General features: G+C 42.0%; 12 protein-coding genes and 3 tRNA genes. 7 read left to right on the top strand and 8 right to left on the bottom strand.

The features are described from left to right. Positions 1-38: 38 nt before the first annotated feature. Together ACE38W_RS11225 and ACE38W_RS11220 are read right to left on the bottom strand one after the other, a co-directional pair. Positions 39-815 carry an enoyl-CoA hydratase-related protein gene (locus ACE38W_RS11225; RefSeq protein WP_375830898.1) on the bottom strand — a complete coding sequence of 259 codons (777 nt, stop codon included), beginning with the start codon at positions 813-815 and terminating at the stop codon, positions 39-41. A 34-nt stretch (positions 816-849) separates the two neighbouring features. Beyond that, positions 850-2,880, bottom strand: a complete 2,031-nt coding sequence (locus ACE38W_RS11220) for a prolyl oligopeptidase family serine peptidase (RefSeq protein ID WP_375830897.1) — start codon at positions 2,878-2,880, stop codon at positions 850-852. A 137-nt stretch (positions 2,881-3,017) separates the two neighbouring features. Here ACE38W_RS11220 and ACE38W_RS11215 point away from each other — a divergent pair, with 137 nt between their 5' ends. Beyond that, the gene (locus ACE38W_RS11215) at positions 3,018-4,097 is read left to right on the top strand and encodes a carbohydrate-binding family 9-like protein (protein ID WP_375830895.1); all 1,080 of its coding nucleotides are present in this window, start codon (positions 3,018-3,020) and stop codon (positions 4,095-4,097) included. Between the two features lie 8 nt (positions 4,098-4,105). Next, a complete protein-coding gene (locus tag ACE38W_RS11210) occupies positions 4,106-5,191 on the top strand; it encodes a family 10 glycosylhydrolase (protein WP_375830894.1) in 1,086 nt (361 codons plus the stop codon). Positions 5,192-5,314: 123 nt separating this feature from the next. On the opposite strand, the gene ACE38W_RS11205 is transcribed toward ACE38W_RS11210, so the two are convergent. After that, a complete protein-coding gene (locus ACE38W_RS11205; protein ID WP_375830892.1) occupies positions 5,315-7,603 on the bottom strand; it encodes a GH92 family glycosyl hydrolase in 2,289 nt (762 codons plus the stop codon). A gap of 63 nt (positions 7,604-7,666) precedes the next feature. After that, a complete protein-coding gene (locus ACE38W_RS11200) occupies positions 7,667-8,881 on the bottom strand; it encodes a glycosyltransferase family 87 protein (protein WP_375830891.1) in 1,215 nt (404 codons plus the stop codon). A 344-nt stretch (positions 8,882-9,225) separates the two neighbouring features. Here ACE38W_RS11200 and ACE38W_RS11195 point away from each other — a divergent pair, with 344 nt between their 5' ends. Then, a complete protein-coding gene (locus ACE38W_RS11195) occupies positions 9,226-10,710 on the top strand; it encodes an aspartyl protease family protein (RefSeq protein ID WP_375830889.1) in 1,485 nt (494 codons plus the stop codon). 16 nt (positions 10,711-10,726) lie between these two features. Next, positions 10,727-12,550: an ABC transporter ATP-binding protein gene (locus ACE38W_RS11190; protein WP_375830888.1), complete on the top strand. Its 1,824-nt coding sequence runs from the start codon at positions 10,727-10,729 to the stop codon at positions 12,548-12,550. Between the two features lie 225 nt (positions 12,551-12,775). Here ACE38W_RS11190 and ACE38W_RS11185 read toward each other — a convergent pair. Continuing rightward, positions 12,776-12,848: transfer RNA gene (locus ACE38W_RS11185), tRNA-Gly, on the bottom strand. Between the two features lie 473 nt (positions 12,849-13,321). Here ACE38W_RS11185 and ACE38W_RS11180 point away from each other — a divergent pair. From ACE38W_RS11180 to ACE38W_RS11170, 3 genes are read left to right on the top strand one after another with little or no spacing between them, the layout of a single operon-like run. Further along, positions 13,322-14,770: a serine hydrolase gene (locus ACE38W_RS11180; RefSeq protein ID WP_375830886.1), complete on the top strand. Its 1,449-nt coding sequence runs from the start codon at positions 13,322-13,324 to the stop codon at positions 14,768-14,770. Positions 14,771-14,776: 6 nt separating this feature from the next. Further along, complete coding sequence (locus ACE38W_RS11175; RefSeq protein WP_375830885.1) at positions 14,777-15,598, top strand: XAC2610-related protein; 822 nt, start codon at positions 14,777-14,779, stop codon at positions 15,596-15,598. A gap of 32 nt (positions 15,599-15,630) precedes the next feature. Next, positions 15,631-16,236 (top strand): LA_2272 family surface repeat-containing protein, encoded by a 606-nt coding sequence (locus ACE38W_RS11170; protein WP_375830883.1) that lies wholly within the window; start codon positions 15,631-15,633, stop codon positions 16,234-16,236. A gap of 46 nt (positions 16,237-16,282) precedes the next feature. Here ACE38W_RS11170 and ACE38W_RS11165 read toward each other — a convergent pair. The 3 genes from ACE38W_RS11165 to ACE38W_RS11155 all read right to left on the bottom strand — a co-directional run bounded on the left by ACE38W_RS11165 (position 16,283) and on the right by ACE38W_RS11155 (position 17,188). Continuing rightward, positions 16,283-16,356, bottom strand: a tRNA-Asn gene (locus tag ACE38W_RS11165). A gap of 111 nt (positions 16,357-16,467) precedes the next feature. Next, on the bottom strand, positions 16,468-16,989 hold the full coding sequence (locus ACE38W_RS11160; protein ID WP_375830882.1) for a hypothetical protein: 522 nt from the start codon (positions 16,987-16,989) through the stop codon (positions 16,468-16,470). Positions 16,990-17,114: 125 nt separating this feature from the next. After that, positions 17,115-17,188: transfer RNA gene (locus ACE38W_RS11155), tRNA-Asn, on the bottom strand. Positions 17,189-17,208 lie beyond the last annotated feature (20 nt).

Below are 17,208 nucleotides of genomic sequence, written 5' to 3'. Positions count from 1 at the left end.
TAGGCGGGGCGCGTTTTTTCTTTTAGCTAGATGACTAGTTATTTACCAGCAAATACAGGCTGCCTCTTTTCCAGGAATGCCTGTACTCCTTCTCTATTATCAGCTGAATTTCCTGCGATCTCCTGGCAGTAGGCCTCATATTCGAGGACTGCATCCAGGTCTTCGGTCATGCCTTTGGTCAGCATCTTCTTCATTAGGGCGATAGCTTTCGTAGGTGCATTAGCGTAGTATTTCACTTCTGCCGCCACGGCGTCGTCCAGTTCTGAAGCTGGCACTACTTTATTGATCAGTCCCATCTTAAGCGCTTCTTCAGCACTCACTTTGCTGGCCTTAGTGGCTAGTTCAAAGGCCCGGTGGTAGCCCACCGTACGTGGCAAGAAATAGGAAGATCCTGAATCCAATACCAGCGCAATATTCACAAAGATCTCTATCATGCTGGCGGTTTCGCTGGCAATGATCATATCACAGGCCAGCGCCAGGGAGCATCCTGCTCCAGCCGCTACCCCATTCAATTTGCAGATAACCGGCTTAGGCATATTTCGTATAGCCCTGATGATAGGGTTATAACGCTTATGCAACGAATCACTGAGATTTCGTTTGCCAGCCTCCATGGATGCTTTAAGATCCTGACCACTGCTGAAGGCCTTACCAGCCCCCGTTAAAACCACTACACGTACGGAAGGATCTCGTTCTACCTGCTTTAATGCATCCTGGAGTTCATAACTCTGGGCGTCATCAAAAGCGTTGTATACTTCTGGTCTGTTTAAAGTAATGGTGGCTGCACCATCACGGATGTCGAGCAATAAGGCTGCCATGGAGACTATTTTGGTGTTAATGAATTACAGAGGATTATAATGTTTCTTTCAACCAGTTGAAGAACTCACGTTGCCATGCGATAGCATTCTGTGGTTTTAATACCCAGTGATTTTCTTCAGGGAAATACAGCAGTTTGCTCTTGATACCTTTCAGCTGCGCCAGCTGGAAGGCTTGTAAGCCCTGCTCGATAGGAACACGGAAATCGATGCCTCCCTGAATAATCATAATAGGGGTATTCCATTTGTTTGCATGTTCGCTAGGGTTGAAGTTTTTGTAAGTATTGGCATTGGCTGGATCCCAGTATGCGCCGATATCCCAGTTAGCAAACCAGAGTTCTTCAGTAGTGCCATACCAGCTTTTAATGTCGAACAGGCCATCATGTGCAATAAAGGTTTTGAACCTGTTTTCGTGTACGCCTGCCAGCATGTATACAGAGTAACCGCCATAGCTGGCACCTACAGCTCCCAGACGGGATTTATCTACATAGCTTTCTTTACTAACATCATCGATCGCGCTCAGGTAGTCGCGGATGGGTTGTCCGCCCCAGTCTTTACTGATAGCAGCATTCCATTCTACGCCATGGCCTGGCATACCTCTACGGTTAGGTGCTACTACGATATAACCCTGTGCAGCCATCAGCTGGAAGTTCCAACGATAAGAGTAGAACTGTGATAATGCTGATTGAGGGCCTCCCTGGCAATACAGCAGCGTAGGATATTTCTTAGCAGGATCAAAATCCGGAGGGAAGATCACCCAGGTAAGCATTTCCTTACCATCAGTGGTTTTAACCCAACGCTTTTCAATTTTGCTCATGCCTATTTTATCGTAGGTAGCTTTGTTTACTGTCGTCAACGGCTGTACGGTACCTTTCACCAGGTCTACTGTAAATACTTCAGCAGCATGGTTCATGTCTGTACGGGTAACCACCATGGTGTTACCTGTCTGACTGATCATGTCGTTGATATCGAATTCGCCGCTGGTAACCTGACGGATATGTTTTTCATTCGTCTGTGCGATATCTTTCTGCAGGTTGATTTCCAGCAGTTGTTCGGTACCTTTTATAACGGCGAGGAAAAATATTTTTTTACCGTCGTTGCTGAATCTAGCGCCGGAGGCGGTGCCATCCCAGCCTTTGGTAAGATTTGTTTTTACGCCTGTAGCGCGGTTAAGGATGATAACATCGTTTTTATCTGCCTCATAACCATCATGCGCCATACTTAACCACAGTAAATATTTGCCGTCGTTGCTTACAACTGGCGCAACATCATAACCCATCATGCCTTCGGTCAGGTTGCGGGTAGTACCATTGCTCAGGTCATACTCATATACATCTGTGTTGGTGCTGAGTGCATAATCTTTACCGAATTTCTTTTTGCACACGTACAGGATACTTTTACCATCCTGGCTCCAGATCATATCTTCCGGGCCCCCAGAAGGCATCTGCGGACAATCATGCGGCTCTCCTGCCATGATATCTACAGGAGTACCTACTTTACCATCTTCATAAGTAGCATAGAACACATGAGAGAAGTTGCCATCTTCCCAGGTATCCCAATGGCGATAGTTCAGATTATCGTAGATCTGTACATTAGATTTAGGAAGGTCCGGGAAATAATCTTTGCCAGAAATCTTCTTAACTTTTACTTCATTAGAAAACAAGATATGTTTACCATCAGGAGAGATGCGGATATTTTGCATACCACCATCTACATTGGTTTTCTGAATAGGATTGCTACCATCAGCATTCATTTCCCACCACTGACCTTTCAGTGAATACCCGATCTTATTGCCTGGCAGTAAGGCTACATCACCTTCTGCCCCAGCGCTGCTGGTAAGCTGTTTAGGCTCGCCACCCGCTAATGGGATAGAGAAAAGATTTTTCTCCCCTTTATTTTCTGCAAGATTTATCTGTGATACGCCATAAATAACATTCTTGCCATCGGCTGTCACGGCTTCTCCACTTACTCTGCCGAGCTTCCATAAAAGCTCCGGCGTCATCTTTTCCTGGGCTGATGCTGCCATAGTTGTAAATAATAGTCCTGTCAGTAAAATTTGTTTATACATGATCTGAACGGTTGTTTTGGATCGTATAAATGTAGGAATAAATGCTTTTCCGGAATTCATAATTTAATAAGATTAACTTTAAGTCCTCAGTTTGTTGTTGTTGTAAATAGAAATAGGATATGCTAAAACGCCTTTGCTTGCTAGTAACTCTCGCTATGGGGGTTAGTTTCATCGTTCCTGTATATGGACAGGTTGCATCCAGGAATTTCCAGAATTATACCGTTGTTCCGGAAAATTATGTCTGCTATAAAACTGCAGGGAATATTACTATAGATGGTAATCTGAATGAGATTTCCTGGGAAAATGTTCCTTGGTCAAAAGACTTTGTAGATATAGAAGGAACCGCAAAACCCACTCCTCGTTACCGTACACGTATTAAAATGTTGTGGGATAAAAACTATTTGTACATTGGTGCCTGGTTGCAAGAGCCTCATATATGGGCTACTCTGTTACAGCGGGATGCTGTAATATATCATGATAATGATTTCGAAGTATTTATTGACCCGAATGGTGATACTCATCAGTATTTCGAGCTGGAAATTAATGCCTTCAATACTTTAATGGACCTGTTCATGCAGAAGCCTTACCGCAACGGCGGTAGCTTTGATCTGGGCTGGAATACCAAAGGTGTAAAAACCGCAGTGAAAATTAACGGCACTATCAATAATCCAAATGATGAGGATTCCTCATGGACTGTTGAAATGGCTATTCCATTTAGTGCTTTACAGCTGACAGATAAAAGCGCTGTTCCTGCGGATAATGACACCTGGAGAATTAATTTTTCTCGTGTAGAATGGGATACAGATATTATCAACGGTAAATATGTGAAGCAACAAAAGCCAGAACACAACTGGGTTTGGTCGGCACAGGAGATGATAGATATGCATGCTCCTGAACGTTGGGGATACCTGCAATTTGCTGCAAGGACTGCTGGTAAAGGCAATAAAACTTTCGTATATCCATCAGATACAGAGGTGCGTAAAGAAGCCTGGAAGTTATATAATAAACAACGGGAATATCGCGCCAGTCACGGAAAGTTTGCATCTGCCCTGACAGAACTAAATATATCAGATACTGTTAAGATAAATAATGATCAGGTATATAATATTACGCTTTCCGGCAATGGTAGCAGCTTTGAATGGACATTAAAAGGGAAGAAAATCGCACCCGCCATCTTACATATTAATCAGGATGGCAAAATTTGGTTGGAGAAATAATAACGGCTATGAATAAACGTAATTTTATTAAAACCATTGGTATTGGTGGCCTTGCGATGGCAAACCCACTGCTGCCTGTTAGCGCCGCTGAAAAGGTGGCGTCGGTTGCTGGTAAAGCAGCAGCTGTATCACATCGTGTATGGATCAATCCTGACCACAAAGAAAAGTATGAAGACCTTGTAAAGAAATATGCCAGCTATAAAAAAGCTGGTATCCTGGATATAATGTTTGAGGCAGATAGCGAACAACATTTCAAAGCTGCCAAAGCCAATGGTATCAAGGCTCACCGCTGGATGTGGACTATGAACCGTGGCGAAAAAGACTTGCTGGCCGCTCATCCGGAATGGTATGCGAAAAATAGAAAAGGTGAGTCCTGCGCTGATCATCCACCCTATGTAGATTATTACAGATGGCTATGTCCAAGCAAACCTGAAGTAGTAAACTACCTGAAATCACAGGTAGAACAAATTCTTTCAAAAGATTATGTAGATGGTATTCATCTAGATTATGTTCGCTTCTGTGACGTAATTCTTCCAGTGAACCTCTGGGATCATTATGGTATTGATCAGTCGAAAGAGCTACCTGAATATGATTTTTGCTACTGCGATACTTGCTGTAGTAGTTATAAAGAGAAATATGGCGTAGATCCTAAGGATATTCAACATCCTGATCAAAGCCCTTCCTGGCGTAAGTTCCGCTACGACCGCATCACAAACGTGGTGACGAATTTAGCACAGGTAGCAAAAAGCCATAAGAAAGCGATTAGTGCAGCAGTATTCCCTACTCCGGAAATTGCGAAGCGCATTGTACGTCAGGACTGGACAAACTGGCCACTGACAGCTGTTTGCCCTATGATCTATCATGGTTTCTATCGTGAAAAAGTGATTTGGATCGGAGATGCAGTAGCTGAAGGTGTGAAAGGTTTGCACGGTGCATTTCCGCTATATGCAGGTTTGTATATGCCTGATTTCAATAAAAATTATGATGACTTCCGCGAAGCCGTAAGACTGGCGATCAGTAACGGTGCAGCAGGTGTTTCCATCTTCGGAGAAGTAACGCCGGAAGTCCTGAAAGTTTTGAGTGAGTCAAAATAGAAAAGATGGCTGTCTCTACATAGCTGGGACAGTGATCTTTTAACATAAAAAAGCCTTCTCACTAGAGAAGGCTTTTTTATTAATTATTTATTTGAATGCACTAATAAGTAGAAACACTTTTTATTACAACTTATTAAAAGGTCTATCTGCAGCGGCTTTGCCGAAATTCAGATTAGGTTTATTACCCATGGTAATTTCCATTACGCCACCTTTTTCCACATCGTTGTGTGTAATGTAACTTTTCGTATATGGCTTACCGTTAAGCTTAATGCTTTGTACGTAGATGTTATCAGCACTGTTGTTGATAGCCTGCACTGTGAATTTCTTACCGTCATTCACTGCTACAGTGGCTTTGTTGAACAATGGGCTACCGATTACATAAATGCCGTTGGCAGGATTTTCAGGATAGAAGCCTAAGGAAGAGAACACATACCAGGAAGACATCGCGCCGCAATCTTCATTACCAGCAAGGCCTTCAGGCTTATCAAAATAGAAGTCTCTCATCACCTGTCTAACTTTTTCAGCAGTTTTCCACTGGTTACCAGCAAAAGCATACATATAGGTGACGTGATGACTAGGTTCATTACCATGTGCATACATACCGATCAAACCAGAGATATCGCTGGATGCCTCTTTACCCATATCGCCTTTAGCTGTAAACAGGCTATCCAGCTTGGTTGTAAAGGCTGCGTCACCGCCCATCAGTTTGATCAGGCCTTCTACATCCTGAGGCACCAGCCAGGTGTATTGCCAGCCGTTACCCTCCGTGAAATCGCCTTTCTCGTGGATAGAGTTAAACGGATCGTAAGGCGTTTTCCAGCTACCATCGCTCATACGTGGACGTACAAACTTAATAGAGCTGTCGAAATAGTTTTTATAGTAGCCTGCACGTTTTTTGTAGTATTCGTAATCAGCTGTCTTACCTAGCTTTTTAGCCATGGCAGCAATGCACCAGTCGTCGATAGCGTATTCCAGTGCTTTGGATACTGATTCGTATTCTTTATCTGCAGGGATATAACCTCTTTCTTTTACATATTTAACGCCCAGATCGTCGCGGGTAGAAGAAGCTTTCATTGCTTCAAAAGCCTCATTGGCATTGAACCCTTTGAAGCCTTTCAGATATGCATCAACGATAATAGGCACTGCATGATAACCTACCATGCAATTAGTTTCGCTACCTACAAGCGGCCAGATAGGCAGTTTGCCTTGCTGTTTGTAGATGGTAACCATAGAGTTTACGAAATCGCTCACTTTATCAGGATGAAGAATGGTTGTCAGCGGACCCCATGAACGGTAGATATCCCACAATGAGAAAACAGTATAGTTGTTGAAGCCTGGGTTTGGATAAGCTTTCTTATCGGTACCACGGTAGCTGCCATCATGATCGTTAAAGAGAATCGGCGCAATCATGGTGTGATACATCGCTGTATAGAAAGTACGACGAGCAGCTTCGTCATTCGTTTGAATGTCGATTTTGTTCAGTTCTTTTTCCCATTTAGCATTGGCATCATTTACCACTTTTGCAAAGTCCCATCCTGGCATCTCTGCATTGATGTTAGCGGTAGCATGCTCACTGCTTACTGGAGAAATACCTACTTTCAGCATTACCTGTCCTGGTGACTGTGCGAAGCTGATCACCGCTTTGGTGGCCACTGCTTTCACTTCTGTTCCACTTACTTGTTTGTCGCCATCAAACAGCGTTACTTCTTTCAAAGCAACATTACTCTTGATGGTGAACCATAAACGTTGATCAACGGCCCATCCTTTAGAGTAACGATATCCTACCAGCGTATGATCATCTACTTTATGAAAATAGGTTTCTACTGGTGCATCCCAGCCTATGCCTTCTTTCAGGTCCACAATAATGTTTGCCTGCTGATCTTTAGGGAAGGTATAACGATGAAGCGCAACGCGGTCTGTAGCCGTAAGTTCCACGTCTGTATTGTAATCGTCCAGATGAACATAGTAGTATCCTGGACGAACTTTTTCTCTGCTGTGAGAGTAGTGAGAGCCGTAGCCGGAGGTTGGATTTTCCTGGGTGCCTCTGTTAGTTCTGATAGCGCCGGTATAAGGCATCATCAGTACATCACCGAGGTCGCCGATGCCGGTACCACTAAGGTGCATCTGAGAAAATCCTATAACAACACTGTCAGAATAATGGTAACCAGAGCACCAGTCCCACCCTTTAACAATGTTAGTAGGCCCAACTTGAACCGCACCAAATGGAACGCTTGCACCAACGAATACGTGGCCATGTCCACCGGAGCCAATATATGGATCTACAGCGGCAAGGTTAGTACTCTCCTTAAATGTCATGGCAGTAGTTGGCTTAACTTGTGCGCCAGCCTGTATGCTGCCGCAGACTAACGCCGAAAGCGCTAATGCGCGACCAATCTTGAATCCCGTTAACATAATATAAACACACTCTTTAGAATGGCAAGATACGTCGGGATAATAATAAAAATTTGCTAAATTTTATGCATGCATTAGCTCCTGTGGCTTATCGGCAACGACTGGCATACTAGCGTTGCGTAGGTGGAGAAATTGTTTTGAGAGAATCTGATATACGATGACAAGATATAAAACCAGGCATGGTAAGGCTTTGATAGCATATGGTACTGCTATGTTTTTCCTGAACCATGGCGTTAATACATCTGAGTGTGAGAAACTTACGAGCAGTATAGCGAAGAAAATAAATATGTTGTTCCATTTTGAAGAGTTCTGAATCACGTACCAGATACAGATTGCAGGGATTGCAATGATGTACGTAGGTGACTCAGAACTGCTACTAAACAACACAGGAAAAAATAAAACAGAGCAAAGAATATATAATTGGTAATTGCTATTCTTTCTATATTTTAATCTAAGGTATTGAGATGCAAATAGTAATGCACCTGGTACCAGTACTGCCAGGTCATCTAGCTCTGGAAGCTTGAACAGCCGCTTAATAAAGCCGCCTGCAGATATATCCTGGAAACTTACCAGCGAGTGCTGGTTCTTGGCATTTTTCTGTATTAACGCAAATAACCAGTCCTGGTAAGAATGTAGGATATACTGTGGAGATGATATTAGCATTGGTAATGCCAATAAAACTCCTGACCAAAGGAAAAGCCCTGCAATGAAACGTTTAGGATTATGGCTGAAAAAGAAAAAACTAAGGCCAACGATACCATAAAATTTAGTTAGGGTTCCTGCTACGATGAAAAATGCCGCCAGCAGATCTTTCCCTTTTATGGTTGCGGTAAAGGTAAGTATGATGAATGCCAGTATAAACTGGTTCAACTGGAACCATCCGGAAGCACCGAGTAACTCCTGACTACATAACAGCAACACAATGTTCTGTTGCAGCTTCGTCAATGGTAACTGCCTGATGGCATAAAATATCGCTCCTGCTCCTGCCAGCGACCATAACATCGCCCCGATTTTTACCGGTAATACGGCAAAAGGAGCTATCATGATACTGAATACAGGACCATACAGGTTGACATCAAAATATTCGGAAGGATACTCTATATAAAGGGGTTGTTGATGTATCAGGTGAAAGAATACCTGACGGAAGATGAGGAAATTATTCATATTCCCTCTTGATAATTCAGTTGCGGCGCCTACAAATGCCAATCCAAACCATAACAGTAGTATGAACCACTCTTTCTCGCCCAGATATGCCAGCACATTCCTCCTTGCACGCATGAATTATAAGTTGTATTTAAGAATAATGCTACGGTACAGAATACAGATACAACTTATTAACGCACAATAGAGCGCACTCCCTCTACCTACGACTGAATTTTTTTAATCATTATGCGAAGACCATTCGCGAGATTGATGATTGATCTTTGTAATTGCAATAATTATACTGATAATTAATATAATACATATTAGTATAATAATACATGTTAACATTTTCAGAACATTTAAATGAACAATCTTCTTACAAGATAATCAAAATCACAGCTCCCCGAAATTAAAAAATACCCGCAAATGAGGGTTATTTATAATAATTTCACCCGAACAAACCACCATTAAAACCAACCATGAGAAAAGTAATCCTGTATGCGGGGATATTCCTGTGCACAGCAAATTCGCTGTATGCACAGAAACCTGCAGACGTCATCAGCTCCCTGGAAAATGCCATCCGGAGCAAAAGTCCAGAACTCGCCAAACCTTTACTCTCCCCTTCCTTTCATGTAGGATTTTACCCGGCACCGTATTCCTATGGCATGCTCGATAGAGCCTTCCGTAAAGACAGCCTGGATAAACTCAGCATCAAAAAAGAAGAAAATATCCCAGGCGGAAAAAGAGTATTGGTGAAATATGCCAACGTAAAACAAAAAGCCTTTGAAACTTGGATCTACCTGGATACTGCAAATAAAATAACAAAAGTCCAGTATTATGATCTGTTGGCTGGCGTAGACCTGGACAAGCCTTCCACATTGGCCGCGGTTATACCGTTTGAGTATAAACGAAACAGAATTATTCTCACGCTAACGCTCAACGACAACAAAAAACCACTGCACTTCCTGTTCGATACCGGCGCGGACGGCATGGGTATCAAAAAAAGCGTGGCAGACGAAATCGGCATATTCGCCACCAAACAGCAGTCTGCAAGCGTCGTTGGAGCATCTACCCAAATCGGCATTGCCGACGGTATCACCATGCATTTCGATTCGCTCAGTATTCCCAACAACAGAAGCGCCATCTTCCCACAGTTCGATAACGACCTGGATGGCCTCTTTGGCGCTAACTTCCTAAGAAACTATATTACCGAAATTGATTTCGATAAGTCTGAAATACGCCTTTATACAATAGGGAAATACAACTACGCAGCTAATGCTGCCATTCTCCCACTGGATTATTCGCTTGGCGTGCCGGGCATTAAAAGTACCGTTACCTTTAATAACGGTAAGGTGCTAAATGGCGACTTCCACTTCGATACCGGTGCTGGTTATCCACTGATCATCTTTGGTCCTTCTGTAAACAGAAACCACCTGATGGACGGATTCAACGTAACTTCTACCAGTGTTACTACCAGCATGGGGCACTCCTCCCCTGTTGTAAATGGTACTTTCACCGGCGTAGATCTGAATAAATGGCATATCAGCAGCTTTACAGGCACCATGCAATCATACCGCGAAGGCGATGAAAAATGGTCTCCAAAAGGCGATGGTAGCTTCGGTATTGAATTGATCAGCCGTTTTAACTGGGTAATCAATCTCGCAGATCATCAGTTTTCTGCCGTACCTAATAATAATTTCAACCTGCCTTTCAGCTTCTGGATGAAAAATATAGAATGGACTTTTACCAACGGTAAAATGCTGGTGCGTCAGTTTATGCCACAGTCCAGTGCTGCAGACAGCGGTATTTCTGAAAATGATGAAGTAATGGCTATCAATGGTGTAAAAGCAGCAACGTTGCTAATTCCGGAGAACCTGGAAAAATACATAGCCCAGTGGAAAGACCAACCCTTAAAGGTAGAAGTAAATAAATACGGTAAGCCCTGGAAAATAGATATTCCTTAATTCGTAATTTCAGGTCATGAGAAAGAGGGACAACCCAAGTATGACCTTTAAGGAAAGGCTGGCAGCATTAGGCAATCTGCCAGCCTTTTTCAAAATGGTATGGCAAACCAGTAAAAAACTGACCATCACCAATATATTGCTACGTGTGATACAGTCGGCAATGCCACTGTCACTCCTATACGTTGGTAAACTGATTATCGATCAGGTAGTGCACCTGAGCAAAGATCCCGCAAACCATAACACCTCCTTGCTTTGGCAGTTGGTAGCCATAGAGTTTGCGCTTGCAGTAATTTCTGACGGTCTTTCAAGGGCAATTTCCTTTACAGATGGCCTTCTTGGTGAACTGGTCGCTAACAGCAGCTCTGTTAAGATCATGGAACATGCTGCTTCATTAGATCTTGACCAGTTCGAAGATTCGGAGTTTTATGATAAACTGGAACGTGCCCGTCAGCAAACAACCGGCCGCACGATCCTCCTGTCACAGGTAATGAGCCAGGTCCAGGATATGATTACAGTAGGCTTTCTGGCTGCCGGCTTGGTCGTCTTTAATCCCTGGCTGATATTATTATTGCTGATCGCTGTTATCCCCGCATTCCTCAACGAATCCACTTACAATAACAAATATTACAAACTCACGTGGGGCCAAACCTCTTCCAGGCGCGAGTTGGACTATATACGTTTTATTGGCGCCAGCGATGAAACGGCGAAGGAAGTCAAGCTGTTTGACCTCTCCAACTTCCTCATAAGTCGTTTTAAAGTGATATCTGATCAGTTTTATAGAGATAAAAAAAACCTGGAACAACAACATGCTTTCTGGGGTACTTTCTTTGCGTTGATAGGCAGTGCAGGCTATTATGGTGCCTATGTGATCATCATCCTACGTACCATCAACGGCGTCTTAACTATCGGTGATCTGGCCTTCCTGGCGGGATCTTTCAGGCAACTCAGGACTACCTTCCAGGGAATACTGATCCGCTTCTCAAGTGTTACACAAGGTGCTGTATATCTGAAAGATATGTTCGACTTCTTCGAAATAAAATCACGCATGAAGCCAGTGGGCAAAGCTTTGCCTTTTCCACAGCCTATTCAGGAAGGCTTTGTGTTTGAAAACGTTGGCTTTAAATACCAGAATGCAGAAAAATGGGCTATTCGTAATCTTAGCTTCAGTTTGCGCAGCGGAGAAAAGCTAGCCTTGGTTGGGGAAAATGGTGCAGGAAAAACTACGCTGGTAAAGCTGCTCAGCCGACTCTATGATCCGGTGGAAGGCAGAATATTATTAGATGGCCACGACCTGAGAGATTATGATCAGGGTGATCTACGTTTACACATTGGCGTTATATTCCAGGATTTTCAGCGTTACCAAATGACTGTTTCTCAAAATATTGCCGTAGGTAATATTGGTCATAAAGATGATCAGGCCTTGATCACGGAAGCTGCAGAACAAAGTCTGGCCCTGCCTCTGATAGAAAAAATGCCGCATGGTTTCAATCAAATGCTTGGTCGCCGCTTCAACAAAGGTATCGAGCTTTCTGGCGGCGAATGGCAAAAGATTGCTTTAGCAAGAGCCTACATGAAAGATGCGCAGCTGCTGATATTGGATGAACCTACATCGGCATTGGATGCCAGAGCGGAATACAATGTATTCCTGCATTTCGCAGAACTCACCAAAGGAAAAACAGCGGTCCTTATTTCACACCGTTTCTCTACAGTAAGAATGGCGGATAGAATCCTGGTGCTGGAAAAAGGACAGATGATTGAGCTGGGAAGTCATGAAGAATTACTGGAGAAGAACGGCCGCTATGCTGAATTATTTCACTTGCAGGCTGCCGGTTATCAATGATAGTAAGCAGGAGCACCTTCGGGGAAGAAGTGTGCTCCTAATCTCACTGAGTACACTGACGTTGTCAGTGCAGGCGTTATCCCACGCTTGCCATGGGGACAACAAAAATCTTGTACAGCAGCGTATATCCGATACTGTTATTATGTGAATTATTTTATGTCTTGTTGAGTGGCAATATATACGATGATATGGTCCGTTTTCAATAAGATGTTTGTTCGTTAACTGAGCGGAAGACGGGGCTCGAACCCGCTGCCTACAGCTTGGGAAGCTGTCGCTCTACCAGGTGAGCTACTTCCGCAACTTGTATGATAAAGATAGTAAATCCAATCATATACGGTATCTGATTTAATAACTATTCTTTATGTAATACAAATATTATACTGTCACTTATATGCAGTATCAGCTGTAAGGCTTTTAAAATTCGTTTCTTCTATTTATCAGCAACCAATTTCCGTATTCTGCTTTTCAATTGTTCTTTTATCTTATTCTTATCTTCTTATAAACAGAATCCGGGGCAAAGATGAACAATTTGATCGTTAAAATCGATGAAGGATTAAATTATGTCTGATATTTTTTTTAAAAGCTAACGATACCGGTTATACGTTAGATGGCTAATTGGGCTAGTATATATTACTAATTTATTGAGTTAATATATTGATATGCAACTGTTTATATGTACATGATAATTTAGCTAAAAATAACTGTTTATAGCTGCTATAATAAAGGAACAGAATTTTTTAATTTGGCATAATTATAAACAAACCCCACGCGATGAGACACTATTTTATAAATATTGGCATTTTATTAATTGCTATCCCCACATTATGTACTGCACAAAGTAAAACCATAGATAGTATACAGGAAAAAATACACCAGGTAGAAAATAACCTTGGTGGATGGATTCATACCGATGATAATAAAGGCTGGAATATCTATGACAGGATGGCCTATCATCATGTATTTGGGGTATCCATTGCCGTTATTCACAATTATAAAGTAGAATGGGCCAAAGGTTATGGCTATGCAGATACTTCTACACATACCCCCGTTACTGTCCATACACTGTTCCAGGCTGCCTCTATGAGTAAATCACTCAACGCTGTGGGCGTCGTTAAACTAGCCCAGGATAGTAAAATTGATCTGAATGCAGATATCAATAATTATCTGAAAACCTGGAAATTCCCTTATGATACTACTTCGCACAATAAAAAAATTACTGTATTAAATCTGCTTACGCATACTGCCGGACTCACGGTTCATGGGTTTGATGGTTATGTGGTGGGTGATGCTCTGCCTACTATTTCACAAATATTGGATGGTAAACATCCCGCCAACTCCCCTGCTGTAAGATCCGCATTTGAGCCTGGTATCAGGATGGAGTACTCTGGCGGCGGTACCACCATTTCCCAGCTGATTGTTACAGATATTACTGGAATGCCTTATGATAAATACATGAACGATAAGGTATTGAAGCCATTGGGAATGACCAGCAGTTTTTATACCCAGCCTGCCCCAAAAGAAAAAATAGCTTTGCTGGCTACGGCATATAATTATGCTGGACAACAACTTCCTGGGAAATACCATGTCTACCCGGAAGAAGCTGCAGCAGGCCTTTGGACTAACCCAACAGATTATTGCAAATACATTATAGAAACGCAATTAGCATATGCCGGTAAATCAAATAAGATACTAACGCAATCGTATACACGAAAAAGACTGACACCTGAATTAAATAGTGGCTCCGCGATGGGAAGCTTTATTGCTAAAATTGGAGACAGGGAATATTTCGCGCATTCAGGTGGCAATGAAGGTTTCAGATGTCAGCACCTAGGTAGTCTGGAAGGTGGTGACGGCATAGTTGTGATGATCAATGGTGAAGATGATATGTTAATAATAGAAATTATAAACAGCATCTCCCAAGTATATAACTGGAAAGATTTTTATAAACCTATGGAGAAACATCTGGTTAGCCAAAGTGAAGTTCCTGCTGCTTCTTATGCCGGTAAATATTTATATAAGGGAGATACCGCCACTATCACAAATGATAAAGGAAAATTGTTTCTCACTTATAACAACAATAACTGGGAAATGAATTTTACAAGTCCGGATGAATTTTTTGTATATCAAATGGGAATGATGTTCCAGTTCAAAAAAGATCAGAATAATATCGTAACTGGTTTCAGTGTTGGAAATAAAGGCGTCGCCAAAAAATTGGATTAAGTTTTTATGAGAGTCGCCAGTATACTTATAGCATCAGTCATCGTTTTTTTATTTGCCTGCAAAACCAGGACTGGACCTGATTTTAGCGCTCATGCTACGGATAGTTCTGCTAATATGATCATTGATACTATTGGAGATGATGAAGGAGAGATGAATTATGCTGCTGTAAAATCTGATCTAGATAGTTTGTTTAATGAATATAAAGACTCGTTGAGATTTGATGTAGATGAAATGTGGTATTCGCTGCATATTGGACATTTGTTTGATAAAAAGAACAAACATGCTGTGATGCATTTTTATTTGAATGATTCCATTTCAAAAATCTTGGTACTAAAGCTTTGTGGCCGGCAGTGGGATACTATTTTTTCTGTTGAGCGAGATTCGGCGAAGGCCAACTATATGCGATTAGATGATTATTATACTTTCAGTGACTTCAATGGAGATGGCATTCCTGATCTAAAAATAGTGAATGACTATTGGGATATTCACCCAGGCGAAAACGCTGACCTATGGCTGTTTAGAAAAGATAGCTTTATTTCAGTTAAAAATTTTAGTGAGATTGTAACTGCAGATTATGATAAGAAAACGAGACTGATTTATTCCTATCAAAGTGCGGGTTGCGCAGATATGGCGATGGTATTTGGGGTGTATAAAATAGTGGATGATACCGTTCAAATCAAAAAGCTATTGAATTGCGACTGCTGTGAAGCGGATAGTTGTATTATCAACATTTACAATCAGAAAACCTACAGGGTACCATATGAAAAAGCTTATTTGCATGTGCCATCTTATTATGCCAGTTTTGTGAAAGCGAAGTGTGAGATGTAATGACATAGATCTTTACTTCAATTAAATATGCCATGAAAATCATTATCTCTGTACTGTTAGTATTCTTTTCAGTGGCTGCTGTAGCGCAAAAGCAAAGGGTATATTTCCCTGCCTGGACTTTTCAGCAAAACAATACTACTATTTATGGGCTTTCTGTTGGTCTGTGGAATTTTGCTGACGGTCCTAAAAGAACCAACAGTAATGGTTTGCGGCTTTCACTGGTTGGGGAAGGGATTCTTGTTCCTTTTGTGCCGTCGGATCCCATCATCGACAGTGATAGTGAATTAATTGTAATTAAGAATGACACCGCCATCGAAACGGTGAATGGCATCAACATCTCAGGAACTGGTATTGCCGGAGACTATATAATCAATGGTATATCTCTTGGTTTCGTTGGGCATCTTACTACAAAAACAAACGGTATATCTATTGCGGCATTTAATTTCACGCAAATCCATAATGGGCTACAATTGGCTATATTCATGAATCAATGCTACCAGATGCGCGGCATTCAAATAGGAATAACCAATAAAAGTAAGAAGACGAGAGGAATACAAATCGGGCTTTGGAACTGTAATGAAAGAAGGAAGTTGCCCTTGATAAATTGGAATTTTAGAAAGAAAGATGTAGATGGATAACGAAAAATAAAAAAGGCCTGCATCTCTGCAAGCCTTCTATTTTTTGCTCCCCCTGCTGGACTTGAACCAGCGACCCTCTGATTAACAGTCAGATGCTCTAACCAACTGAGCTAAGGAGGAGTATAACTGCTTTATTCTTTTGGAAATCCGGTCGTTAGAACGGCTTTCCGGGTCGCAAATGTAATAAACGTATTTAAATTTCAAAGATTTTTTTCCGGAAAAGATGAAATATTATTTGTGAGACCCCAGGAAGATCTTGTTCGCCTTCCAGATTTGAATCAGCTTTAAGGCTAGGTAATTGAAATAACTTGAGGACGATAAATCAGCCTTGATAGCTAGTTTGGCCGTCCAAATCGGGGTTTTAACATTATTGCTTTTAAACAGCATGAAACCAGTAACCTGCTTTAAGGCCGTTGAAGTACTATCATCAGGCCTAATGAGCAGCACCGCATCATGTAGTGCTGCCTCCGTTGGTTTCATTGGGAATATTGTGCCGGCATCCTCATAATGGTTCAGGTATTGAAAAGATATCTCCACTTTTCGCTTGCTGCATTGTTTATCCAGCGCATATCGCAGATCGTCTGCCACCTTGCGTGTAAACATATTCCCAGTAGCAACTACCAGCAACCGGCTAATATGGTGGCTACTATCATTTTTAACTGTTTCCTGATATTCGAAGTGATTGATTTGCTTTTGTGCTACAGCTGTTGCCATTGCGCAACAGCAGGCCAGTAACAGTAATAGGTTTTTCATGGCAGATTTGCTGAAAGTCTACGTATATCCTTTAACGGTAGATAAATAAAGTTACGTTTTAATGCTCCTCACTGGCCCATCTACAAAAAGAAAAAGGTTATAAGTTCTTCAACCTATAACCTTTGCTCCCCCTGCTGGACTTGAACCAGCGACCCTCTGATTAACAGTCAGATGCTCTAACCAACTGAGCTAAGGAGGAATATAGCCGCTTTATTTGCC

The sequence above is a fragment of the Chitinophaga sp. Hz27 genome (assembly GCF_042263525.1).
GTDB lineage: Bacteria > Bacteroidota > Bacteroidia > Chitinophagales > Chitinophagaceae > Chitinophaga.
The sequence above is the reverse complement of the archived record's forward strand: the minus strand, read 5'-3'. Positions and strand labels throughout refer to the sequence as shown.